The organism is Marinoscillum sp. HNIBRBA16962 (assembly GCF_057801515.1).
Window position 1 is genome coordinate 1,205,296 of sequence record NZ_CM173603.1, and the last position, 24,705, is coordinate 1,230,000.

Here is a 24,705-nt window from a genome sequence, read left to right on the forward strand (position 1 = left end):
GTGAGTGATATGCAGTGTCCTAATCGGATCGTGGCTATTGAACTGAACAGATATTATTTTATTATATAACTTCAAAGAACTCCACAATAGATTTTTTCTCTCCTGTATCCGTTAATATGTTTAATTCAACCCGATACTTACCTGGAACATCTGAACTATTGAAGTGAAATTTTAATTCAGATTGCGGATTGATTTCGATGTAATGATCCCAAAATAAAGTAGTCCTTCTATCGGGTTTGTTTTTTTCTGGAAGTTTCTTAAACTCATCTAATTGTTGAGATTTTAGGATAGGATCGATGGGCCATTCATATATATAAGAAGGCTTTTCTGCCCCAATAAAGTCCCCATATATTGAATTGACAGAGATTATCCCATACGCTTTAGTATTTCCATACTGGTAGATGGTTGGAGAAACTATGATTGATTCTATATCAAGTGCATTGATTTCATAGAGATGCGAGGAAGGAATAGGAATGCCGTCCAGAAGTATGAGTGCTGGTAGCGGATGCAATGTATTTTGGTGATCATTAAAAGTATAAAACTTTGGTTTTTTATTGTTGTCAAACCGGAGGAAAGCCTTGCTTATGTATTCAGTAACTGTTTCTCCTATTGTTGGAAATCTTTTATATTCATCAAGACGGTACGTATAGGCATCTTGTGAAATGAAAAAGTCATTATAATCAGTTTGTTCAGATGTCTCCTGTTTATTGCCACTATAAATATTGACAATCTGGGAGTTAACAATCAGATCTTCGAGAAACTGAAGATTCTCTTCTGGAAAAGAATACTCTAGTTTGGAATACATGCAGTCACAAGATTGATTGATCATTGTGAGGTATAATGGTGTGTCGTATGTCCCATTCCAGATATATCCCATTCCAGGTTTTTCGGATGGTAGATAGCTTAAATTAAATTGACCATTATTGACTGATGTGCTAAACAATTGTATTGAGGATTCATCATTGGTTATTAGATGAATTTGATCAAGGGTATCATCATTAATAAATCCTGAGACCATCGGGAAGTATGTTTTTTTGGGTACTGCACTTAGCGTTGTGGCACTATTTTTTGCAATGGAAATTTCAGGTTTTGGAATACCATTAACCCCAACATCATAGAATATGGAGAGCGTTCCTTTATAGGCTTTGTTATCGTTGTTATTAATACTAATGTAGCTATTCGCTCGTCTGTCTATTCTCTTTTCAAGTTGCATAGTTAAGTTGGAATTAGCTTTTGAGAACTGATTGGTTTTATCAATCAGGGTTGTAGTATCAATTTTTAATGGGAATTTAGGGTTGGCTAGATAGATGGATAAATGTGGGACCTCTGCGCAATTATGAGCAGAAACACTTGTGAAAGACCTTAAAACAGAAACACCAGTGGGGAGGGTAGGGTTCAAATAAAATCTACCAGAATACATGTTATTTGTAAACTGGATTTTTTGTTTTTCCAGAATATTCCCTGCGTTATCCAGTAGTTCAACAAAGCCATATCGACTAATAGGTCCTGATGATGCATTAAGGCTCACTGTGTACCAGACCCACTCTCCTGTCACATAAATTTTCTTATTTGTCTTCAGAGTTGTTGTTTCTTGACTTTGAGCATTTGAGTTGGTCGTACTAAGAATTAGGGCTATAGTAACTATTACTGATTGCAGGCAAAATCTCATAATGGCCAGTAGTTAGGTTTCTGTTTGGTTCCGGAACCGAATTTTTCACAGTCTATACAAATTGGTTTAATTAGTCTCATTCCAATTAACCCACCCCGTTCTTCTATGAATTGAAAAAAGACTTTGTCTTCATTGAGATTATTTAAAACATCATCAAAGAACAAGTCGTAGTTCTTATAGTCAGCGATATGGTACTCCTCGATATCACATGGGTACTCAGTTGGTGGTATTTTTAGAGTTAGGCCAGTGATTTTAGCAGGGTTAATCAGTAGACGTTTCGTCGAAACTGAGGAAACTTCAAAGAAGCCTATCACTTTTTCCTGAAGATTTTTAATATTTTTAATATTAGTAGGGAGACTACCTGGTTGTGGGCCAAATAGAGAACCTAGATCTTTATTGCTCTGCCTCAAAGCAATGTAAAATTCATATGCGTCCTCAGTTAAGCCATACTGATTAACAGATAGTAAATATTGGTATTTAAGTTTTTGAGATTCGTTGGTGATGTTAGATACATTAAGGTTGAGTATTTCTTTGGTTGAGTTTGTTTCTAAATTAAAGAGAATAATGTCAGAATTGATTTCGGACAAGTAACAGATATGTTCCGTATATAACCTGCTAAACTCTCCTGTTTGTTTGTCCAGATCGAAATATGAAGCATTTGGTGAGGTGTATATCCAATCATCTTGTGAATTCCACCTAAAGTATGGTGTGGTTGATTGAGCCAGGTTGCGACTGTCAATCGAAAATGTCACATTCTGTTCATCTCCTTCAGGAGCATCTGTAAGGTGGTAATAGATGGAATCTATTGAAGAAGGTGTAGGAAGCCTTTGATAAGATGATATATAGATTTCATCGTTGATAGTAATGACACATCGATACTCATCACCTGGATTACCTTTCACCTCGGAACTCATTTGATAATATCCTGGAGACATCTCACTTAGCTCTTCATAAAAGGTGGTGTTCATATTTTCTATAACTACCGAGGCATTAGAAACAGGGACAAGACTAGAAGTATCGTTTAAACCACTACTTCTCGATAGTTTTATGTAGTGTGGTCCATCATCGTTGGTTAGAAGTCCCTCTACGACAAGTAGATTATTATAATCCTCAAGATCTGGTTCAAAAGGACTTATACATGCTACAAGTCCTAATAAAAGTAATAGGATAGGGAAGAACTTCATCAAATTTCAAAATTATAAGTTATAGTTGGAATGGCTCTGTTGAAAATATAGAGCTCGTAACCATTAATTTCGTTTCCTTCAGATTGGAAATAGGTGGAATAAACATTATTTCTGCCCGTTAAATTATAGATAGAAAGGGTCCAGGACCCATGGGCTAATTTTTTTAACTTGTGACTGCCCTCAATATTGACTGAAAGGTCCACCCTGAAGTAATCTGGGTTTCTGGCTGTATTTCTTTCTGAGAAGTAGGTGAATTTGTCCTTTCCAAAATTAAATCTAGCTGATGGAGTAGTGTATGGTCTTCCTGTTTTATAGGTTATGTTTGTGCTAATCGAGATTCGGCGGTTAAGTGCATAATTGTACACAAAATCCACAGAATGAGGGATGTCATAGGCCGTTGGGAATTCCATTCCCTCATTAGTGTTTTCTGATTGTAGGAAAGTTCGACTATAGGTATAAGATACCCAACCTGTGCTTTTACCTTTCAGTTTTCGCAAAAAGAGTTCCACTCCATAAGACCTGCCAGTTCCCATTGAAACTTCAGTCTCCAGGTTATCGTGAAGGATAATCTCTGCATAATCATTTGGCACAATTGCTGAGTGAAGCCATTTGTAATATCCTTCAATTGATAAAGCGTATTTTTTTTCTGATAGATTATTGTAGGTGCCAAGGGACACTTGACTACCAACTTGAGGTTTAAGGTATGGATCTGATAAACGCCAGGAATCTGTAGGAGATAATGCAGAAGTAGTTGAAAGCATGTGAATTGATTGTCTGGTTAGGTCATAGCTAGCTTTTATTGAGAGATCTTTGTTTACCAAATACCTCCAGGAAACTCGAATCTCTGGGCCCCAATAGCTATCAATTATTTCAGAATTGTATGTTGTGGAGTCGGATTCAAAACCTTCTTCTGGCTTGAGACTAGAGTATTTATAGATGGTATTAGGGCTTAGAAAAGTATATGAAGATATTCTGGCCCCAAAACTAGCACTTAGCTTAGGTGTTACAACCATATCAAGGTTAGCATGTATTGCGGATTCTACACCATTTTCTTCTTCCAAAGTTTTGGCAGCAACGATAGAATTGTTACTTCCAGGGATTATTTCACCAGGATTAAGATGGTACATTATTCCTTCAACTCCATATTCTAGTGTTTTGGTACTGCTTAGAGTTTTTATTATCATCCACTTCAGTTTAAATTCATCTATTCTATTATCAAGGCGAAAAGCGTTTTCCTCTACCTCATTATTTTGGATTTTATAATTGAACGCTGACCAAGCTCCACTGAGCGATACCGATTTTGTTTGGTCAATAACACGAACCAGTTTGGCACTTAAGCCACTATTTTGATATGAATAGATGGTGTCTGTCGCTAGATTGAATTTATCGGTGCTGTAGTAGCTTTGAATATTCAAGCTAGTATTTGAGTTGAACCTATGACTTATTTTAGTTGTCAGGTCCTGAAACGAAGCCTTATTATTCCTGAAATTAGAGTCTTCAATAAAGGAGTAAATCCAATTCGAATAAGTTGTTCTATATCCAACAATAAAGGAAGTTGTGTCTTTTTTTATTGGACCTTCTACTGAAATTCTGGCGGTCAAGGGACTTATTCCTCCTGTGACATGAAACTCCTTTCTATTCCCATCTTTTAATGATACTTCAAATATTGAGGAAATCCTCCCACCATAGCTAGGCTTAAGGCCACTTTTATAGAGCTTTACACCTCTAATTAAATCAGGATTGAAAATGGAAAAGAACCCAAAGAGATGGCTTGAGTTGTAAATAGTGATATCGTTCATCAGAATCAAATTCTGACTGCTAGATCCCCCTCTTACGTTGAATCCGGGAGCACCTTCACCTACAGTTTGAACACCTGGTAAGCTCAAACTGGATTTCATAATATCTGCTTCTCCACCGAGGCTTGGTAGAGACTTTATTGTTTCAATTTTCAGAGAGTTGAAACCTGTTTGATTGTCTTCAACAAGGTTATTTTCCGCGTGGACAACAACTTCCTCGAGTGCGGTTACTTTTTCCTTTAAATCCACATCCAATCTGCCATCTTGATAAAGCGAAATGGGTTTTTTGACTTCATTCATTCCCAGGAAATTGAATGAGATTAAATAGCTACCTGGTTCTAGCTCTAACCTATAAAACCCACTTAAATCTGAACTTGATCCAACAGTACTTCCATCTACAGTAACACTGACACCAGGCAGGCCATATTTTTCGTAGAAATCGTAAACATAACCTGACAGAATAGCTTTGTCATTTTTGACATTCTTTAGTGATCCAAAGATGGTTGGCTTAGTCGTTGAATCGTCCGAATTTTGATCATCTGGATCCAGAAAGATGCCGGTCATATTTGGTGCTTCGCTTCCGTTAGTAGTGAATTTATCCACTAAGGTCTGACCATTCAGGATGATAACGTCGTTCCCTGTTTGGTAATAGCTTAACGATGTTTTTGAGAAAATATCAGCTAGCAGTAATTCAATTTCATTAGAATTAAGGATCTTTCTGTCTATGTATACCTCATCCAACCAGGTAGAATCATAATAAATACTAACATTAAAATCGCTTTCGATTCTTTTCAGCTGACTAATTAACAGTACAGAATCTACTTTACTTTGAGCCTGTGTCTTTGCACTAAATGAAAAGAAAGATAAAGTAGCAATTGCTGGGATAAGAATTTGGATTTTTCTCATTGAAGTGAATATATCTCTAGAACAGTTCTGAGATCGTCAATTAAATTCTCCTGGGAGATGTTGATTTTTTCAAAAATTGCTTCAAACTGCGAAGCTTTATTTAACAAATACCTTCGCACCTGCCGTGATCTTTTTACCTCTATAAAATCATCTTCGAAAAACAGGACACTTTCAATCTCTTTATTAAAAATAAAATTATTTGGTGCGATAGGATCCCGATTTAAAATCAGATCAGCTGAATATTTAGTAGTTAGCAGAATCCCATGCTCAGAGTAGATTTCTTCATAGAAGCTTTCTTCATCAAGGTGTGGATAATCTTTGTATTTTTTGAATGTTCTATTATCTATTTCAAAGTGAGTAATCAAAGATTGATTAGGAAGTAAAGCAGTGTATGTTTTGTTTGGGTTCAGTTTATAATAAACCAAATACCCTTGATATATGTCATAGTTAATGGAAATAGAATCAATTACAACACCCGCGTAAGTAATGTTACCAATTGAAGGGAGTTTTTTTGCAAGGAATTGGTGACCCACGGCTTGAAAGTAAGAGGAGTAAATTCTGCCCACATTTAGGATGTCTAATTCATTTCTGTATGTTTCGGATTTTTGGGTAGTGCCAGTAAAAGACAATACATACAACCCGGTAAATAATGTCCAGACTCTTAGCATTTTAGATGGTTTGAACGTCAACATTGAATGGAAATTTGGCTTCATTGATTAGAGAGGAGTTATTTTCAATTATCCAATTAAGTTGGTCCTCAAATAGGAGTATATGCATATCAGTTTAGTGCCATTAATGAAGGGTTGTTAATTGTAAACTTGCGTGGGAAATAGGGTAAGACACTTCTAGCAATATTAACTAAGAACCAAGAATTATCATAGAGAGGTTTATAGTCCTTGCTCTGAAGATGCTGAGTGGATAGATAGCATTATGAATGGTTGTTTGATAAGAGTTTTTAGGTATTTTAAATAGTGCTTTTACGGTTTATCTTTGCAATTTCCGGCCCATTCGGAACTGTTAACCAAAGAATCAAATTTGTTTAAAACTTCCAGAATATTCTTGGGAACTTTACCTTTGATGGTGGTACGCCTGTCAATTTTATTTTTAGTAATGTGGATTATTATGGTAGGTAAATCTTTATTGAGTTTGCCTTCATATGAACTATCTGCTTCCAATAGGACTTCTGAGTTCATAATATCTTGGAAGATTTTTGTTTGATTTTTGTTTGGTTTTAGGCAGAAAGCACCTTTGACATTTAAATTGTTTATTGCTTTCAATTCCCAGAGATCTTCACTTAGGTATAGATTATATTCCGGACATGGTCCCATACAACCTGATTTATTTATATTTATAGCACTTTTATAATCAGTAGGGGTATGGCTGGTTTTACAGGATAAAATCAATAGAATTAAAAATAGAATTAAATACTTCACAATAGGTTTCGTTCAATTATGAAGATAAAGCTACTAATTGTTTTTCTGATAACAATCCCTGCCCTCACCATAGCCCAGCAATCAAAGAAAGGTCCCGTGATCATTTGTCCTGCGGATGATGTCCCCAATGATTTTCATATACAGGCACCCGGTTATTTCCAATCTTCGAACTACAGAACTGGGAAAGCTGGAAATGCTATTTTCGAAGTTGAATACATTGGTTTTTCTGAGGAAGCTAAACAAGCTTTTCAATATGCTGTTGACATTTGGTCATCAATCTTAAAGACTGAAGTCAAAATAAGAGTACAAGCCACCTGGGAGCCGTTAGGGAGCGGGGTTTTGGGGTCAGCAACCTCATCAAGTCTATACAGAGATTTTAAAGATGCTCCTGCACCCAATACCTGGTATCCCGTAGCATTAGCTGAAAAAATTGCAGGTGAAAATCTCAATGCCCCGGATGATTTTGATATAGTGGCATCTTTTAATAGTGATTTCAGTAATTGGTATCTTGGAACAAATGGCGAAGGTTCTGGTAAATATGATTTAGTTTCAGTGGTTTTACATGAATTAGGACATGGGCTTGGTTTTATTTCGGGAGAAGATTACAACGATGCTGATAATACAGCTAGATGGGACCTTCAGGAAAGTGGAAAGCCAATGATCTTCACAACTTACTTGGAGGATATTAATGGGCAGAACATTTTGGATCTTGATAATGGTACAGAATCAGTAGCCAATTTTTTAACAAGTGGTAATGTTTTTGTTAGCAGCGAATTGGTAGACTTTATAAATGGAGAGCCCGCCAGGGTTTATGCTCCGAATCCATATGATTTTGGCTCAAGCATATCCCATTGGAATGAAGCAACCTATAATAATACCCAAGATGCTTTAATGACACCTTCTTTTGCTCCTTCAGAAGTAGTTCATGACCCAGGGCCATTGACATTATCTTTTTTCGCAGAGATGGGGTGGTTTAGGACAGATGTAGATCATGAACCTATCCTTACTGCTAATAATACAACAGATATAAAGTTTGAGGTGAATGTTGAATCTGATACAAGTTTGCTGGATGAAAATTTCAAGCTTAACTATTATTATACAAATGGAGATACCACAACAGTATTAATGAATGAAGTAGAAGCTGGTGTTTATGTGGGTTATATCTCACCCGATGATACGGAATCAAATTTGTACTATTTTTTTGATGGTTTGTCAGATGCATTGAATAAATCTTACCGTACTCCGGAAACTGGTAGTTATGAAATAATTCTCCAGTCCTATTCACTGATCGACCCTCCTTTTTTAGCATCAGAGGGAGGTGATTTTGAAAGTGGTCCATTAGCTTTTGTTAGTACTAGCACAGATGCAAATATTAGACTCTGGGAACTTGGAACCCCTGATGCTACTAAATTTGGCGATTATGAAAATAATGCATGGGTCACCTCTTTAAATAATAAAATTTCTCCTCCTAAGAAACCTCTAGAGAACTCTTTAATAAGTCCTCTTTTTGATCTTAGAGATGACTCGAAAGATTATGTGCTTAGTTTTGATTACTTGGCCGATTTCTCTGAATTGGACTATTGTGGTGTGTTCTACAGTCTAGATTCAGGTAGGCATTGGGAAAAATTAGGGCTTGCAAATGATGGGCTGGGATCTAATTGGTATCAGAGTTTAATTTATGGTGATTTTTTTGGTGAAAATACTCGAAATGAAAATAATATTTATCAGCTCAAAAAAGCCACATACCCCCTGTTCAACCTGGTTGGCAATATTGTCATGTTTAAAATTTCTTATAACCTGATTTCAGGTGGATCTGCTATAGATTATGGGAATGATGGGTTTCTGATTGATAATTTCGAAGTGGATGCTACTGATCCAAAGGCCCGGTTCTATTCTTCTGACACTACTTTTAATTTCCCAGAAGATCAGGTGAGTTTTTTTTATGCATCCTCAGGAGCTTCAACATTTGAGTGGGACTTTGGGGATGGCTCTACATCTGCCGAAGAAAATCCAGTTCACCAGTATGCGTCAGGAGGAAGCTTTGATGTCAGCTTGACTGTAACATATCCAAATGGATCAGACAACTTTGTTAGAGAAAATTATATAACCGTTATTGTTAATAAAGGCTCTTCATATTCAAAAACAGACGGTGGTAATTTTGAATCTAATTTTGACGATTTCATAGCTGTTAATCAAACTGGAACGGGCTTTCAGCGTGGCCTATCGTCAATCCAAGGGAAGAGTGAGACAAGCTCTGGTGACTTTGCCTGGGTGACCGGAATTGAGGAACCGGAATATCAAAACAATTCGGAAGCTTACTTATATACTCCCGAGTTCGATTTTACAATACTTGGACAATATGAGTTATCCTTTATGGCCAAATATAGTTTTGAAAATTTGTGGGACGGTTTTATTGTTGAGTACACTGTTGATAGGGGGAAGACATGGGAGAAACTAAATGACCAGGTCGAAGAAGGTTGGTATGATGCCATATCTGATCCGGACGCTGTTTTCGGCTCATCTGTGCCTATTTTTACAGGCAGTACAAATAATGAATTTATAAAGAAAAATGCTGATGTTTCATTTTTGGGAGGCGAGGAGCATGTATCCTTTAGGTTTAAGTTTCAGACCGATCCTGCTGTTGTGGATGCAGGCCTGGCTTTGGATGATTTTGAATTAATTGGTCCGGTCCCTGGAGCAGTGGTCCCCCAGTTTTCTGCATCACTGGAATCTGGCATTACCGGATGCGCCAATAGTTCCTTTATCTTTAAAAATGAATCAACGGGTTCTGTGACTCAACTGAATTGGTTTTTCGGGGAGAATGCCACACCATCAGTGGCCAGCGGTTCAGGGCCTCATTTGGTGAACTTTCCGGAAGCAGGGTCATACACGATAGTAATGACTGCAGTTGATGATAATAGCTCCACTTTTACAACAGATACTACCCTCCAAATTTCTGACGAGCACAATCCAACAATTACTGTGGTAAGTGAAGGACCCAGTACAGTTTTATCAGCCTCAGAGGGAGATGCCTATCAGTGGTTTTTGGCAGCCTCTCCAATAGAAGGTGAAACGCAAAGAGAGTTTACCGCAACTCAGTCAGGAACCTATTCTGTAGAGGTAACCATGGGGTTTTGTAAAAACCGGGCAAATGAGCTTTTTGTGGTAGCGTCAATAGTAGATGAGCTAAAGGTTAGGATGTTTCCCAATCCATCAGATGGATTGATAAATATTCAATCCGATTACCTCTTTAGTAAAATAGAAATCTTTTCTTTGACTGGTGAAATTATTTATCAAAATGAATTTAGTTCTACGGACAACTTGAAATTGGACTTAATGCCTTTTCGCTTTAACACAGGACTGTACTTGATAAAACTCCATTCAGATCTGGGGAGAAAAACGATCAAAAGAATCATCATCCGGTAGAGCGGTTTCTTTCCCTATTCACAACTGTTTTTTTGAATTTTTTTTAACAATAAAAGCAGAATAATAATTAGTGCTTTTCTGCTTTTTCAGATGAATATTCTGCTCGCACTGAAGGATGCGGAATTTTTAACTATTTCGCTATAAAAACCCTCTTATCTAATAGATAAGGGAGATTGTTTGGTGTTTTTTAAATGCCCCAAACTCTTCCTGTTTCTAAATAAAATCATATAGATTTATCTGTCAAAACATATATTTTCTAATTTAAACAGACCAAAAAATGAAGAGAAATTTACTATTAGTAATGATTTTCTCTTTTGCGGGTATGACCAGCGTCATGGCGCAAAGGACGGTGTCTGGAACAGTCACCTCTGCTGAAGACGGCAGCACTGTTCCAGGAGTTAATGTGGTGTTAAAAGGCACTACAACAGGTACCACTACAGATATCGATGGTAACTATCGGATATCTGTTCCTGATGATGGTGGTACTTTGGTTTTTTCATTTATCGGATTAGCATCAAAAGAGGTAGAAATCGGTAGCAGGTCCGTTATTGATGTGGAGATGCAGTCAGATGTTCAGCAACTTACGGAAATTGTTGTGACAGGTCAAGGTCTTGGGACTGAGAAAAAAAGGCTTTCTACTACGATTGAAACTGTTAGTTCTGAGGAGATAGAATCTGTTCCAAATTTGCGAATAGATCAGGTTTTACAGAGTAAACTTCCTAGTTCGCAGATCAAATTAAGTTCAGGGCAGCCTGGAACTAGCTCTGTAATTAGAACTAGAGGTGTTGTTTCTGCTAATGGTGCCACTACGCCTGTTATTTATATAGACGGAGTTAGGGTCGATAATAGGTCTTTGGGAGGTCGCGGTGCTGTCGGAACTGTTGAAACCGGCGGAGCAGCGTCTAGTGCATTGTCTGATTTACCGATTGAAAGTATAGAGAGAATTGAAGTAATCAAAGGGAGTGCCGCGGCTACACTGTATGGGTCAGATGCCGCAAATGGTGTAATTCAGATTTTCACTAAAAATGGACAGGCTGGTAAAGCCAGATTTACATTTGAAACCCAGCAAGGAGTAATGGTGGGGACTGAAGATTACCTCAAATATGAAGAAACAGCTGATATTCTTTTCGAACCAGGCCATGTTCAAGAGTATAGATTGAGTACGTCCGGTGGATCGGATAAAGTCACTTATAATTTCTCTGGAAGTGCATACAGTGATGACGGCTTCAGACTTGGAAACGAAAATGAAAAATTCAGTTTGCGACTTTCAATGAAATCAGAATTAACTGATAAGTTGACATATACTGGCTCAAGTGGGTTTGTGGCACAAAACTATACAAGGGATATTAACGCAAATTTTGGAGGTCCGTTTGGTGATCTAGAGTCCAATTTATTTGGTGTAATTACCGACTTAACCGAAGAGGAATTGGATGCTGTAACTGAAGTAGCTCGCGAAAGAGTAGAACTTTATGACCTACAGATTGGTTCAAGAAGATTCCAAACATCACATAGTTTAAATTATCAACCGACTGATTTTCTCTCAGTTTTTGGGACTATTGGATTAGATTCAAGATTTAGCAGGGAAAAAGAAGTTTACACAAATGCTGCAGATATTGCATACGGTGGTGATGGTAATGGTGATGGAACAATCACAGTAGGGGAAAGAAACTTCTTTTCTTCAACAGGAACAATTAATGCACAGTATTCTGAGGAGTTCGGTGAGTTCTCAGTCGTAGGACTTGTAGGGTTTCAGTTTTTTAATGATAAAGATGAGCGTGTAACTTACTCTGCAACTGATGTAGTTGAGGGTTCAAGATCTGTGAACAATGCAGGTGAGCAGACTGCAACTGATCTATTACTTTCAGTAGCAAACTGGGGCTATTATGTCAATGGAAACTTTGGTTTCAGGGATAGGTATTTCGTTGAGGCGGGAGTTCGAGTAGATCAGAACTCTGCTTTTGGAGATTTGGTAGACCCACAACTATTCCCAAAAGTAGGGGTAGCTTATTCATTATCTGAGGAACCGTTCTTGTCAGGGATTGATGCAATTACACTTCTGAAGTTAAGAGCTAACTATGGAGAAGCAGGAAATTTCCCAACACCTTTTGCAAATAACGCAACTTTTGTTTCTGAACCTTATCTAGGGGCAGTTGCATATACACAAGGTGAGGCTGGTGATCCAAATTTGAAGCCTGAACGATCAAAGACTTATGAAATTGGTGCCGACTTGTCAATTATAGATGGTAGAATAAATTTCGATTTTACTTACTATAATACTGTGACAGAAGATGCTATTTTCAATGCTCCTTTTGCTACTTCGTTTGGTTTATCTAACCAACAAAGGAATTTGGGGAGAATAGAAAACAATGGCGTTGAATTGGCTGGAGTTTTTGATGTATTGAGGAGTAGAAATTTGAACTTAACCATAAATGCATCTTGGAATACCAATACAAACTTAGTAGCTGATAATGGAGGAGTGGCTCCATTTAACCTGTATGGTTTCACATTTTTGGGTGTATTTGTTGATGAGGGTCAGCCAGTTGGATACTTAAGAGGAAATGAAGCTGTGATTGAATCAGATGGAAGTGTTACAATTAATGCCAATCAAGCACTTGGTCAGGTTACTCCTAAAGGTTTTGGTTCTTTTGGCTTAAATCTTAATTTCTTGAAGGATTTGAATTTGTATGTTTCTGGTGATTATCAGTACGGCGGGACTATAGTTAATGTCAATGAGGTATTGTCCTACGGGTTTACACCTGCAGGTTCAGACTTGGTGCCGGAGGAATTAATAGGACAACCATTCTTCAACATTCCTAATTTTTTCACTCAAAGTGGAGATTATGTGAAAATCAGATCAATTAGTTTATCTTATGATCTGCCCGTTTCAGACATAGGTATTGATTTTGTGGATGGTGTAAAGGTTGGCTTTAATGTTACTAACCCTCTTAATTTTGTTCCTGATGTAAATGGGGTGAAAATTGATCCGGAAGTATCCGGTGCAACACCTGGAAATTTGAATGGATTTGCTGGGGTTGATTTAGGTGGTTATAACTATGCTACAGAATCGGCTCCTAGGTTATTTATGGGAACATTGAAAGTTACATTTTAAACTCGCTAATAATTATGAAAAATTATAGATATATTTTTTTATTCCTTTGCTTTATCGGGGTGTTCCAATCATGTGAATTATTGGACCCTACAGAAGCAGATCCAAATCCAAATTTAACTAAGGATGCTATAAGGGCAACAGGTTCTGCTACCCAACCATGGATTAATGGGTTAGAAAGACAACTGGCAATTGTAACTCAAAATTATGTTGTTCAAATGGAGATTATCAGTGATAATTACTTAAATACCTCCACTTTTTATAATACTAATTTTGACGATTTATTTGTTCAATATGCTGATGCAGATATTGATAATTTCTTGTTTGCGGTATCAGATTTAAGGGAATCGGCTAAAGTAGGATTGAATGATATAGCTCCGAGTGATGAGTCCACAACAGATTCTGACCTAGCTGAAATGCGATATTTTCTTGCAGTATCATACTTAATTTTGGGAGAATATTTTTCCTTTCCGGTTATTGAACCTAATGGTACTCCTGTGGATTATACTGTCAGTATAGATTCTGCTATAACTAATTTTAATAGAGCAATAACATTAGGTGCTTCATCGTCTGCAGATGTAAGGGCTTCTTATCAATTAGGTTTGGCCAGAGCTCATTATCATATTGGTAATCAAGCTGAAGCTGTGGCTGCGGCTAATGCGGCTATTTCATTGTCTCCGTCGCTTATAAGGAACATTGAATTTGATAATTTAAATGGACCTACTAACACTGTGTCTAATGCTATATATGATCGAACCAACTTTGATCTGCAACCTTTACCAAGACTGGACTTTCTAGATCCAAAATTTCATACAATTGGGACTGTAGAAAGACCTATCCCTTTTATTAAAATTGAGGAGGCTCACCTAATCTTGGCAGAGGCAGCAATTGCAGACGGAGATCTACCAGGAGCCCAGGGTATTATGAACGATATAGTTGCATTGGTTGGTACTCGACCTGTAGCTACTGTTCCTGAACAAGACCAAAGAAGGAATAATAGTGGTACAGGTTCAAAAAGGCCAAATGGCGCTGCAATTGAAGTAAGAGCAAGTGCTTCAGACCCGTATAAAAGCGGATTGGTATTGACAAGGCCTGATTCAATTGCCAGCGGGACACCTGACCCTATAAATATTAGTGTACCTACTGTTTCAGGAACCTCAGTTACTGCTGCTGATATTGCAGCTTTGACAAATGAAGATGAGGCTTTGGAACTATTGTATTTGCTGAGACAGGAAATTTTCATAGCAGAAGGAAGAAGAGCTATTGATTTGGGTATAAAGTTACCAGTATCTCAGGATGAAGAACTTCAAAACCCAAATGTTTCAGAAGGAGATCCTGCAGTTACAGCTGATTTACCTGATTTCTTGCCATCAAATAGAGCGATGGATGCCTATACTTGGGATAGAGTAAATGATCAAGTAACTATTGAGTTTAATATGAATAGTGTAATAGTGGAAAACAAATCTTCATCTTATGTTTTGCCCTTTCACTAATAGAGAATAATTTTTTTAAAGAAAGAGGGCTATCCATTTGGGTAGCCCTACTTCTTTTTAAATCAGGTGTTGTATTTCGAGGATCATTGAGAATAAAATGTTATACTGGTTTAGTTTCTTGAATTTGAAAAAGACCTTCTCAACCTCCCCATCTCTGCCTCAGTAAAATACTGATACCTGTCCCTTATATCCTCCGGAATATCTATGAATTCAATGTTCTCCGGGACATTTAGCGACCGAAACACTTCTCTAACGATTTCTAAAAAAGTTCGAGCCTTGCCCGTCCCAACATTGTAAATACCGCTACCTTGCTGGTGGTGCATAAACCAATACATTACCTTTACCACGTCACTTACCTGGATAAAATCCCGTTTCTGCTCCCCATCTTTATAGTCAGCCTTGTGAGATCGGAATAGCCTCATTTGACCTGTCTCCCTGATTTGTTTATAAGCATGATAAACTACTGAAGCCATTCTCCCTTTATGGTCTTCACCTTCCGGGCCGTATACATTAAAAAACTTGAGACCTGCCCAGAAAGGAGGTTTTCGCTCCTGAGTCAGAGCCCATAGATCAAAAGCATGCTTTGATTCACCATAAGCATTTAGCGGTCTTAATAAATGGATCATGGATTCATCATCGCTATAACCATTGCTTCCATCCCCGTAGGTTGCAGCTGAGCTGGCATAGAGCAGGGGAATTTGGTACTCGCAACACTTTTCCCATACCCGTTTAGAATAATTAGTATTCAGCATCCATAGTAGCTCTTTATCCGTTTCGGTGGTATCCGTTCTTGCACCTAAATGGAAAATGAACTTAACCGAGCTGAAATTTTTATCCAACCAGCTGAAAAATGCCTCCCTGTCTATGTTGGCGGTAGTACTTTTATCATTCAAATTCCGGTTTTTAACCGGATTATCAAACCTGTCAATAGCCACTACATTTAGAAAACCCTCCTGATTTAGTTTTCCAATCAGATGGCTCCCTATAAATCCCGCAGCTCCTGTTACGACAATCATTTTTTTTCTTTACAGACTCTAAATTAACAAACACCCCACAATCTTATTTCATGTGTTCTCAATATCTGGATTGAGCATCATGCTCATTTCATGTTAAGTTATGTTGAATAATCATGGTGGAGTATGGGGTTTGATACAAATATTCCCCCTTTTCTTTCAAAGGGGGCTGATGGGGGTTATAGAAAGGTTTATCAAACCCATACTCCATTACTGAGAAATCGCAACTTGACAAATTGCGTAATAATATGAATTAGGAATACCTTTTAATTCCTTCCTATCTTTGCGGTCAGATCAGGTGAGCATGATTTACGTAAGTAGAAAAGAACATTTCAACGCAGCACATAAGCTTTACAATCCTAACTGGAGTAAAGAAAAAAACATCGAGGTGTTTGGCCCCTGCGCCAATGAAAACTGGCACGGCCACAACTTTGACATGATCGTTACCGTAAAGGGATTACCTGATCCTGAAACCGGGTTTGTAGTGGATCTTAAAAAGTTGAGCAACCTGCTTAAATCTGAGATAATAGATAAAGTGGACCATAAGAACCTCAACCTCGACGTGCCATTTATGCAAGGTAAATTAGCCAGCTGTGAGAACCTCGCCATTGAATTCTGGAAAATTCTGGCTCCGCAAATCAAAGAGCTGGGAACCAGTTGTCAGCTTCACTCCATCAAACTCTACGAGACCCCTCGTAATTACGTAGAGTATTTTGGCGATTAAGATGAAATACTTTTTCATAGTCGGCGAGCGTTCAGGCGACCTACATGCTGCTTCGGTTATTTCCCAATTAAAATCTTTGGATCCTCAGGCTGTCATTTTAGCCTGGGGAGGGAGTGCCATGCAAAAGGCCGGGGCAAACATACTGAAGGACTACCGCCACTTTTCAGTGATTGGCTTTTCAGAGGTTTTAAAACGCCTTAATACGCTCAGGCAGTATTTAAAAGCCTGTAAGGAGGACATTAAGGAGGCCGATCCGGATGTGGTAGTGTTGGTAGATTTTGCCGGATTTAACTTGCGAATAGCTCGATATGTACATAGCCGAGGGATAAAAACAGTTTACTTTATTCCCCCAAAAGTATGGGCATGGAATCCCTCCAGAATAAAGCTAATTAAGAGAACCATAGATTGTGTGCTTACTATTCTGCCTTTTGAAGAAGCCTTGTATCGTAAGCACGGCTGTGATGTAAAGTATGTTGGGACTCCGGTTTTAGAGGAGCTAAATGACCATCCTTTTGATGATAAGCTAATCCGAAAACTCAACTCAAGAAGTAAGAAAATAGTATTTCTGCCGGGCAGTAGAGTCCGGGAAATTGAATCCGCAATCCCTGTCATCCAAAAGCTCACGGAAGTGTATGAGGATTATGAGTTTTTAATATCCGGTGTTGATAATGTAGATGAAAGTCTCTATGGGCCTTTAAGAGATATAAGAAATCTAAAAATCTATTTTGGCAAGACCTATGAGCTCCTTAAGGCTGCAGATGCTGCTATTGTGACTTCCGGGACTGCTACCCTGGAGGCAGCTCTCCTGGGCGCGCCCCAGGTGGTGGTTTATAAAACCAGCTGGCTGACCTACACCATGGCCAGATCCTTAGCCAGAGTAAAGTTTATCTCCCTTGTTAACATAATTGCCGGGCGGAGAATTGTAAAAGAACTCATCCAGGGGGACTATAACGCCGTTGACCTGGCTGCGGAATTGGAATCTATTCTTCATGATGCAGAGACAAAAAAAAGGATCTCTGAAGGGTATTCAGAGATCCGTAATAAATTAGGTACTTTGCCCGCCTCTGCAAATGCAGCAAAGGCAATTTATGAGCTATGCCGTTAGTTACGCTGCTCGCAGCTTATTGAATTTCGATTTCTCAAATTTTTCCTCGGCATAATCCTTCGTAATTTCCATCTCTTTCAGATCTTTCGAGCTTGGTACGTCAAACATCGCATCAGTAATGATAGCCTCACAGATAGACCTTAGTCCTCTGGCTCCGAGCTTAAATTCCACTGCTTTATCCACAATATAGTCTATCGCTTCATCATCAATCGTAAGCTTGACATCCTCCATCTCAAACAATTTTTCATATTGCTTAATGAGCGCATTTTTTGGTTCAGTAAGGATTCGCTTGAGCGCTCCTCGATTTAATGGGTCCAAATGAGTAAGCACAGGAAGACGGCCGATTAACTCCGGAATGAGACCGAAACTTTTAAGGTCCATTGCTGTGATGTACTGCAACAAGTTTTCTTTATCGATAGATTCCGTACTGAAATCCTCACTATTGGCAAAGCCGATAGGTCGGGTATTTAGCCGGTTAGCAATGTGCCGCTCAATACCGTCAAATGCTCCCCCACAGATAAACAAGATGTTTTCAGTGTTTACGGTGATCATTTTCTGATCAGGATGCTTACGGCCTCCTTGTGGAGGTACATTTACTGAAGTACCTTCCAGAAGCTTAAGTAAAGCTTGCTGCACACCTTCACCGCTTACATCCCGGGTGATTGAGGGGTTATCAGATTTCCGCGCGATCTTATCTAACTCATCGATGTAGACAATTCCTCGCTCCGCTTGCTCTACCTCGTAGTTGGCAGCCTGAAGCAGTCTGGTCAGAATACTTTCCACATCTTCTCCTACATAACCGGCCTCCGTGAGCACGGTTGCGTCGGCGATACAGAATGGGACTTGCAGTATTTTGGCCAGTGTTCTGGCAAGGTAGGTTTTACCTGTACCAGTCTGTCCGACCATTATGATATTGGATTTTTCAATCACCACGTCATCTTTTGACTGGGCCTGCATCAGCCGCTTGTAGTGATTATATACAGCCACCGAAATGTATTTTTTTGCTTCATCCTGGCCAATAACAAATTGGTCAAGGTGAGTTTTCATTTCAGCAGGTTTGATAAGATTAAATTTGGGACTTTCTGTGGTGCTTTTGGTCTTTAATTCTTCATTGAGGATCTGTTGAGCCTGAGATATACATTTATCACATATGTGTGCATGTATACCTGAGATCATCAGATCTACATCTTTTTTATTCCGACCACAAAAGCTACAGGTAACTTGTGCCATTATTTTTTAGGATTTCTTTCTAAAACTTCATCTATAAGACCATACTCTTTGGCCTCAGATGCTCTCATCCAGTAATCTCTGTCCGAATCTTTCTCGATTTGGTCGTATGTCTTGCCTGAATGATTTGCTATAATCGTATACAGGTCCTTTCTTAACTCTTGCATTTGCTTCAGAGTGATTTCCATATCTTTAGATTGCCCCTGCATTCCTCCACTAGGCTGGTGGATCATAATTCTTGCATGTGGTAAAGCTGATCGCTTACCCTTAGCTCCTCCTGTCATTAACACAGCACCCATAGAAGCAGCCATCCCGGTACAGATGGTGGCCACATCAGGACTTACATATTGCATGGTGTCATACATACCCAGTCCTGCATATACTGATCCGCCAGGACTATTAATATACAATAAAATATCCTTTTTGCTGTCAACGGATTCCAGGAATAACAGTTGTGCAGTAATGATATTAGCTATATTCTCCTCCACTTGCATTCCGAGAAAAATAATGCGATCCATAATAAGACGAGAAAAAACATCGATTTCTCTAAAATTAGTGGGTCTTTCTTCGATAACCGCTCGAGTCATGTTTTCTACACGGTTAGCATATGCATCAAAATTAGTGCCACTAATTCCTTGTCCTTTTACGGCAAATTTTCTGAATTCTTCTTTATCGATCATGTTTCAATTTAACTTAACTAAGCAAAAATAAAAAAGTCCTTACCACACCCAAAGATACCCCTCTGGTTATAAGGACTCTAATTTAACCTCTTTTGGTTGCAGTTAGTTCGTTATAGTTTCCTGAATTCATCTAAAGTCACCTTTTTTTCCTTAATGGTGATATTGTCCTTTAGATGGTCAAATACTTTCTTATTCTGGACCTGATTATGGACTTTCATGTAATTATCTCCATTTTCGGCCTGCAGATAATTCTGAGCAAACATATCCAGCTTATCATCCATCTGGCCGATGAGTCCAGCTTGGCCAAACTGTTGTCTGATAAGATTTTTAGCTTCCTCCACTACCTCGTCATTTTCCACCTTTATGTCGTTATCCTTTACAATTTTATTGCGAACAAGCGACCATTTCAGCTCATCAGCGTAGGTGGAGTACTCTTTTTCAAGAATTTCCGGAGTGATATCCTGGTTGGTTTTGGTAAGCCATCTTTTTAGGAAATCATCCGGCAGGTTGATTTTAGCCTTTTCTACCAGCGTCTCACGCAGCTTATAATTGAAAAATTGTTCCTCTTCATTTTTGAAGTTTTGAGCGACAGATTCCTTTACCTTTTCACGAAACGCTTTCTCATCCTTCACCGCATCCTTCCCAAAAGTCTTGTCAAATAGTTCCTGGTTGATTTCTGCCGGAACCTGTCTGTTAATCCCTTTTATTGTAAATGAAAGTTTTCCTTTAAGGGCATCAAACTCATCATGTGAGATGTCCAGCTGATGGTGAAGCTTGTGAGAATCTTTGTAGAGTTTTTTAGGGTCCAGCTCTACCGTGTCTTCCACTTTTGATCCGATCAACTTTTTCTCAGCAGCTTTTTCTACCTCATTAAGGTCAATGCTGATTTCCTTGTCAATAGATCCGTCTGCATTTTTCATCGGCCCGTACAGCGTATCTTTTGCTTCAGCCACATCCGGATTGGTTAATTCTCCAAACTGTCGCTGCAGGTTTTCAATGGTTTCATCAATGGCTTTATCATCTACTTTCACCTGGTGTTTATCTACCTTTAGTTTGCTATCTATTTTCAGATCAAAATCTTCCGCAAAACCTACACTGTACTCAAACTCAAAATCCTTTTGACTTTCCAGGTCCAGCGCTTCAAAACCTTCTTCTTTTGGAAGTGGCTCTCCAAGGAATTGAAGGTCACTTTTCCTCAAATAATCATTGAGTTCTTTTGAAAGCAGATTATTTAGCTCATCAGCAAGTATGGACTTGCCATACATTTTTCTGATAAGGCCTTCAGGCACCTTGCCCGGACGAAATCCTTTTATATTGGCTTTCTTGCTGTAATCCTTAATCTTTTGTTTTACACTCGGTTGGTAATCATCCTCCTTTAATTTAACTTTAATTAAGGCTTCTGTTTTATTGATTTTGTCAAGTGTGATTTCCAAGGTGTTAAGTGTTTTTGTTAGTAAATTAAAAACCCCCTTGCTCACCCCAATGTTTTGTTGGGGTTTGGAAGAGGGTTCTTTTTATGTGCGGATGGAGGGACTCGAACCCCCATGCCTTGCGGCGCTAGATCCTAAGTCTAGTGCGTCTACCAATTTCGCCACATCCGCTTTAATTTGCTCGATGAAGATGACATTGCTCAGAGTTTTAAAACCAGTCGCACTAGACTTTCCAGTGCGCCTGTCCCGACAATTATCGTCGGGATCTACCAATTTCGCCACATCCGCATTATTTTGGTCAGATAAATGTTTTAGCTATAGAGCTCTAAACAATCCAACCGCTAAATTTTGGAGTGCAAAGATATATAAAAGTTTAATTTTGCAAAGCATCAAAAATATTTTTAATCAAGAATGATTGAGGTTGATTTAGAAGAGGAGAAAAAGGAGATAATAAGAAGGTATAGAAAGCTGCTCAGACATGCAAAACCTATCCTGAAAGATGGGGATGCCAAAATTATCAAAAAGGCATTTAGTACCTCAATGGAGGCTCACAAAGATATGCGGAGAAAATCTGGTGAGCCTTATATTTTCCACCCGCTGGAAGTCGCTCAGATATGCGTGGATGAAATAGGCCTGGGCACCACCTCCATAGTTTCTGCTCTCCTCCATGATGTGGTGGAGGATACCGAAATAGAATTGGCTTTTGTGGAGAGAACCTTTGGAAAGAAGGTTGCCAAAATCATAGATGGCCTTACCAAGATATCGGGAGTTTTTGAACAGGGCACCTCACAGCAGGCTGAGAATTTCAGAAAGATGCTCCTTACCCTGTCAGATGATGTCAGGGTCATTCTCATCAAGCTGGCAGACAGGCTCCACAATATGCGTACACTCGCAAGTATGCCCAGAGACAAGCAGCTGAAAATTGCCAACGAAACCATCTACCTGTATGCTCCTTTAGCACATCGTCTTGGGCTTTATGCCATCAAGTCTGAGCTTGAAGATCTCTATTTAAAGTATACCGAGCCGGATTCATATACACATATCGCAAATAAGATTAATGCGACCAGAGATGCGCGCAATAAATTCATACGAAACTTCATCAAACCAATCAAGGAAGAGCTCAACAGCAGTAGCTTTACCTATGAAATAAAAGGGCGGCCCAAATCCATTCATAGTATCCACAATAAGATGCGAAAGCAAAATGTACCCTTTGAGGAGGTTTACGATCTTTTTGCCATTCGAATAATCGCAGATACTGAGCTGGAAAATGAAAAAGCAGCGTGCTGGCAGGTATACTCCATAGTGACAGACTACTATCAGCCTAATCCAGACCGGTTGAGAGACTGGATCAGCATACCCAAGGCTAATGGGTATGAATCACTTCACACCACGGTAATGAGTGGCAGGGGACAGTGGGTAGAGGTCCAGATCCGAACCAGGAGAATGGATGAAATTGCAGAGAAAGGATACGCAGCTCATTGGAAGTACAAAGAGAGCAAAAACAATGATGCCGATAAGGGACTGGAGATGTGGATTGCGAAAGTTCGGGAGATACTGGAGCAAAACGATACTTCAGCTATTGAGTTTGTAGATGACTTCAGGTCCAATCTTTTCCAGGAGGAAGTCTTTGCTTTTACCCCCAAAGGTGACCTGGTAACTCTCCCAAATGGTGCTACTGCGCTTGATTTTGCCTTTGACATTCATACCGAAGTGGGGGCCAGGTGTCTGGGCGCTAAAGTCAACCAGAAATTAGTCCCCTTGAACTATGTATTGAAGAATGGTGATCAGGTGGAGATCCTCACGTCCAAGAAACAAAGACCTAACGAAGATTGGCTTAAATACGTGGTGAGTTCCAAAGCCAGATCCAGGATTAAAGATTCTCTGAAAGAAGAAAAGAAACAGTTTGCTGCTGAAGGAAAAGAAGTGGTCAAGCGAAAACTTAAGCAATTAAAAGTTGACTTTAACCAGGAGGCCCTTATACAGCTTACAGAATATTTTGATGTAAAAACCCCAACTGATCTTTTTTACCTTATCGGAAAAGGGAAGATAGATCATAGCCTCATTAAAAAGTTTAATGAGAAGAAAGAAGAAGAGCATAAATACCGGCGGGTCAGTGATCCTAAAGCCATGCAAAAGGAGATCAAAAAGGTTAGAGAAAAAGACTATGACCTGCTCCTTATTGGTGAGGATATGGATGTGGTGGACTACAAATTTGCCAAATGCTGTAACCCAATTCCCGGCGATGAGGTCTTTGGTTTTGTTACCGTAAATGACGGCATCAAAATTCACAGGACTAATTGCCCGAATGCTGCTGAGCTGCTTTCAAACTACGGTTACCGGGTAGTCAAAGCAAAATGGACCTCTGGTCAGGACAATTCCTTCCTGGCAGGCCTTAAAATTATCGGTACAGACAGAATAGGCCTTATTAACGATGTGTCAAGTGTTATATCCGGTGAGCTGAAGGTAAATATGCGTTCGATCACCATAAATACGGAAGGAGGAATCTTTGAAGGAGAAATTCAATTGTATGTAAATGATACCCAGCATGTCGATCAACTGATCAAAAATCTGGAGCAGGTAAATGGAGTAGTTTCTGTTTCAAGAAGCAACTAGTGTTAAGTTAAGTGTACTGTGCGGTATAAGTTGTAGTTATTTTTGTTCCAGGCAACGCAAAAAATATGCGCATAGCCATAGCTACGTAAGTGTTTTTTAAGGCAGTATGGGACAAAAAGAACAAAGCTTGGTCCTGATAAAGCATGCTTGACTTGACACTAGTTTACTACTCTATAATATATTTGTACTGAAATGCAGCAAGTGATTGTTTTTGAGGAGGTAAAAAGGATTTTTACAGAATATCTTGAGGAAAAGGGATTGCGGAAAACTCCTGAAAGGTATGCCATATTGGAAGAAATATATTCCCGTAATGGTCATTTTGATGTAGAGCATCTATACATTAGCATGAAAAACAAAAACTATCGGGTCAGTCGTGCTACTGTATACAATACGCTGGATCTTCTTGTAGAATGTGAGTTGGTCACAAAGCATCAATTTGGAAAAAACCTTGCTCAGTATGAAAAATCCTATGGTTATCGTCAACACGATCACCTGATATGCATAGATTGTAATAAGGTAATGGAGTTTTGCGACCCCAGGATCCAAAACATCCAAAACACAGTTGGACAGCTTTTGCAATTTGATATAATTCACCATTCTTTGATATTGCATGCCAATTGCAAAAGAGAAAATTGTGAGAATAAACCAAAATCAGACAATGAATTACACACATAATATAGATGGAGATAAACTTCACTTAGAATTCCAGGGAGACCTTATTGGAGAAAATAACGGGCCGGAGCTGGTGGAATTGATCAACGACACCCTTAATAAGGGTGTTAAATACGGGCTGATCGATATAGCTGATGTTCGCTATATTAACAGCAGCGGTATTGGCGTTTTAATAACCATTCTTACGAAGTTCAGAAACAAAGGAGGCGAATTATACCTGATTCAGCC

At 38.8% G+C, this 24,705-nt stretch carries 17 protein-coding genes and 1 tRNA gene (1 of these 18 only partly in view); 8 read left to right on the plus strand and 10 right to left on the minus strand.

Translation table 11 applies throughout. The annotated features are described in order from the left end of the window. Positions 1-61: 61 nt before the first annotated feature. The 5 genes from AC3E9V_RS05050 to AC3E9V_RS05070 all read right to left on the minus strand — a co-directional run bounded on the left by AC3E9V_RS05050 (position 62) and on the right by AC3E9V_RS05070 (position 6,988). Positions 62-1,669, minus strand: a complete 1,608-nt coding sequence (locus tag AC3E9V_RS05050; RefSeq protein WP_488752103.1) for a hypothetical protein — start codon at positions 1,667-1,669, stop codon at positions 62-64. After that, a complete protein-coding gene (locus tag AC3E9V_RS05055; protein WP_488752104.1) occupies positions 1,666-2,853 on the minus strand; it encodes a DUF4249 domain-containing protein in 1,188 nt (395 codons plus the stop codon). Before AC3E9V_RS05055 ends, AC3E9V_RS05050 begins: the two co-directional genes overlap by 4 nt. Beyond that, a complete protein-coding gene (locus AC3E9V_RS05060; protein WP_488752105.1) occupies positions 2,853-5,555 on the minus strand; it encodes a TonB-dependent receptor in 2,703 nt (900 codons plus the stop codon). The genes AC3E9V_RS05055 and AC3E9V_RS05060 overlap by 1 nt, the downstream gene beginning before the upstream one ends. Beyond that, positions 5,552-6,223 (minus strand): hypothetical protein, encoded by a 672-nt coding sequence (locus tag AC3E9V_RS05065; RefSeq protein WP_488752106.1) that lies wholly within the window; start codon positions 6,221-6,223, stop codon positions 5,552-5,554. The genes AC3E9V_RS05060 and AC3E9V_RS05065 overlap by 4 nt, the downstream gene beginning before the upstream one ends. A 309-nt stretch (positions 6,224-6,532) precedes the next feature. Continuing rightward, the gene (locus AC3E9V_RS05070) at positions 6,533-6,988 is read right to left on the minus strand and encodes a DUF6438 domain-containing protein (protein ID WP_488752107.1); all 456 of its coding nucleotides are present in this window, start codon (positions 6,986-6,988) and stop codon (positions 6,533-6,535) included. Between the two features lie 18 nt (positions 6,989-7,006). Between AC3E9V_RS05070 and AC3E9V_RS05075 the strand changes: the two genes are divergently transcribed. The 3 genes from AC3E9V_RS05075 (at position 7,007) to AC3E9V_RS05085 (ending at position 15,013) form a co-directional block, all read left to right on the plus strand. Next, complete coding sequence (locus tag AC3E9V_RS05075) at positions 7,007-10,414, plus strand: PKD domain-containing protein (RefSeq protein WP_488752108.1); 3,408 nt, start codon at positions 7,007-7,009, stop codon at positions 10,412-10,414. Between the two features lie 277 nt (positions 10,415-10,691). Then, a complete protein-coding gene (locus AC3E9V_RS05080; protein ID WP_488752109.1) occupies positions 10,692-13,523 on the plus strand; it encodes a TonB-dependent receptor domain-containing protein in 2,832 nt (943 codons plus the stop codon). A gap of 14 nt (positions 13,524-13,537) precedes the next feature. Continuing rightward, positions 13,538-15,013 (plus strand): hypothetical protein, encoded by a 1,476-nt coding sequence (locus tag AC3E9V_RS05085; RefSeq protein ID WP_488752110.1) that lies wholly within the window; start codon positions 13,538-13,540, stop codon positions 15,011-15,013. 110 nt (positions 15,014-15,123) lie between these two features. Here the strand turns inward: AC3E9V_RS05085 and rfaD are convergent, their stop codons facing one another. Next, positions 15,124-16,029: an ADP-glyceromanno-heptose 6-epimerase gene (gene rfaD, locus AC3E9V_RS05090; protein ID WP_488752111.1), complete on the minus strand. Its 906-nt coding sequence runs from the start codon at positions 16,027-16,029 to the stop codon at positions 15,124-15,126. A 301-nt stretch (positions 16,030-16,330) separates the two neighbouring features. Between rfaD and AC3E9V_RS05095 the strand changes: the two genes are divergently transcribed. Together AC3E9V_RS05095 and lpxB are read left to right on the plus strand one after the other, a co-directional pair. Then, positions 16,331-16,750 carry a 6-pyruvoyl trahydropterin synthase family protein gene (locus AC3E9V_RS05095; RefSeq protein WP_488752112.1) on the plus strand — a complete coding sequence of 140 codons (420 nt, stop codon included), beginning with the start codon at positions 16,331-16,333 and terminating at the stop codon, positions 16,748-16,750. 1 nt (position 16,751) lies between these two features. Beyond that, positions 16,752-17,855: a lipid-A-disaccharide synthase gene (gene lpxB, locus AC3E9V_RS05100; protein ID WP_488752113.1), complete on the plus strand. Its 1,104-nt coding sequence runs from the start codon at positions 16,752-16,754 to the stop codon at positions 17,853-17,855. Here lpxB and clpX read toward each other — a convergent pair whose 3' ends face one another. The 4 genes from clpX to AC3E9V_RS05120 form a co-directional block, all read right to left on the minus strand. Next, entirely contained in the window at positions 17,856-19,085 is a 1,230-nt protein-coding gene (gene clpX, locus AC3E9V_RS05105; protein WP_488752114.1) for an ATP-dependent Clp protease ATP-binding subunit ClpX, read from the minus strand. Then, positions 19,085-19,762 (minus strand): ClpP family protease, encoded by a 678-nt coding sequence (locus AC3E9V_RS05110; protein ID WP_488752115.1) that lies wholly within the window; start codon positions 19,760-19,762, stop codon positions 19,085-19,087. The genes clpX and AC3E9V_RS05110 overlap by 1 nt, the downstream gene beginning before the upstream one ends. A 110-nt stretch (positions 19,763-19,872) precedes the next feature. Beyond that, positions 19,873-21,195, minus strand: coding sequence for a trigger factor (gene tig, locus AC3E9V_RS05115; RefSeq protein WP_488752116.1), 1,323 nt, complete (start codon positions 21,193-21,195; stop codon positions 19,873-19,875). A gap of 86 nt (positions 21,196-21,281) precedes the next feature. Then, positions 21,282-21,363, minus strand: a tRNA-Leu gene (locus AC3E9V_RS05120). A gap of 240 nt (positions 21,364-21,603) precedes the next feature. On the opposite strand from AC3E9V_RS05120, the gene AC3E9V_RS05125 reads away from it, so the two are divergent. The 3 genes from AC3E9V_RS05125 to AC3E9V_RS05135 form a co-directional block, all read left to right on the plus strand. Then, positions 21,604-23,805 carry a RelA/SpoT family protein gene (locus tag AC3E9V_RS05125; RefSeq protein WP_488752117.1) on the plus strand — a complete coding sequence of 734 codons (2,202 nt, stop codon included), beginning with the start codon at positions 21,604-21,606 and terminating at the stop codon, positions 23,803-23,805. A 192-nt stretch (positions 23,806-23,997) separates the two neighbouring features. Continuing rightward, on the plus strand, positions 23,998-24,480 hold the full coding sequence (locus tag AC3E9V_RS05130; RefSeq protein WP_488752118.1) for a Fur family transcriptional regulator: 483 nt from the start codon (positions 23,998-24,000) through the stop codon (positions 24,478-24,480). After that, a protein-coding gene (locus tag AC3E9V_RS05135; RefSeq protein ID WP_488752119.1) for an STAS domain-containing protein crosses the window boundary here: on the plus strand, positions 24,464-24,705 show its 5' portion. The gene runs 100 nt beyond the window's last position; only the first 242 of its 342 coding nucleotides appear in the window; it begins with the start codon at positions 24,464-24,466; its stop codon lies beyond the right edge, outside the window. Before AC3E9V_RS05130 ends, AC3E9V_RS05135 begins: the two co-directional genes overlap by 17 nt.

Excerpts from the sequence above, each read along its gene's own strand:
- AC3E9V_RS05055 (WP_488752104.1), bottom strand. The coding sequence starts at position 2,853 with ATGAAGTTCTTCCCTATCCTATTACTTTTATTAGGACTTGTAGCATGT.
- clpX (WP_488752114.1), bottom strand. The coding sequence starts at position 19,085 with ATGGCACAAGTTACCTGTAGCTTTTGTGGTCGGAATAAAAAAGATGTA.
- AC3E9V_RS05130 (WP_488752118.1), top strand. The coding sequence starts at position 23,998 with ATGCAGCAAGTGATTGTTTTTGAGGAGGTAAAAAGGATTTTTACAGAA.
- AC3E9V_RS05110 (WP_488752115.1), bottom strand. The coding sequence starts at position 19,762 with ATGATCGATAAAGAAGAATTCAGAAAATTTGCCGTAAAAGGACAAGGA.
- AC3E9V_RS05060 (WP_488752105.1), bottom strand. The coding sequence starts at position 5,555 with ATGAGAAAAATCCAAATTCTTATCCCAGCAATTGCTACTTTATCTTTC.
- AC3E9V_RS05075 (WP_488752108.1), top strand. The coding sequence starts at position 7,007 with ATGAAGATAAAGCTACTAATTGTTTTTCTGATAACAATCCCTGCCCTC.
- lpxB (WP_488752113.1), top strand. The coding sequence starts at position 16,752 with ATGAAATACTTTTTCATAGTCGGCGAGCGTTCAGGCGACCTACATGCT.
- AC3E9V_RS05050 (WP_488752103.1), bottom strand. The coding sequence starts at position 1,669 with ATGAGATTTTGCCTGCAATCAGTAATAGTTACTATAGCCCTAATTCTT.
- AC3E9V_RS05085 (WP_488752110.1), top strand. The coding sequence starts at position 13,538 with ATGAAAAATTATAGATATATTTTTTTATTCCTTTGCTTTATCGGGGTG.
- AC3E9V_RS05065 (WP_488752106.1), bottom strand. The coding sequence starts at position 6,223 with ATGCTAAGAGTCTGGACATTATTTACCGGGTTGTATGTATTGTCTTTT.
- rfaD (WP_488752111.1), bottom strand. The coding sequence starts at position 16,029 with ATGATTGTCGTAACAGGAGCTGCGGGATTTATAGGGAGCCATCTGATT.
- AC3E9V_RS05095 (WP_488752112.1), top strand. The coding sequence starts at position 16,331 with ATGATTTACGTAAGTAGAAAAGAACATTTCAACGCAGCACATAAGCTT.
- AC3E9V_RS05080 (WP_488752109.1), top strand. The coding sequence starts at position 10,692 with ATGAAGAGAAATTTACTATTAGTAATGATTTTCTCTTTTGCGGGTATG.
- AC3E9V_RS05125 (WP_488752117.1), top strand. The coding sequence starts at position 21,604 with ATGATTGAGGTTGATTTAGAAGAGGAGAAAAAGGAGATAATAAGAAGG.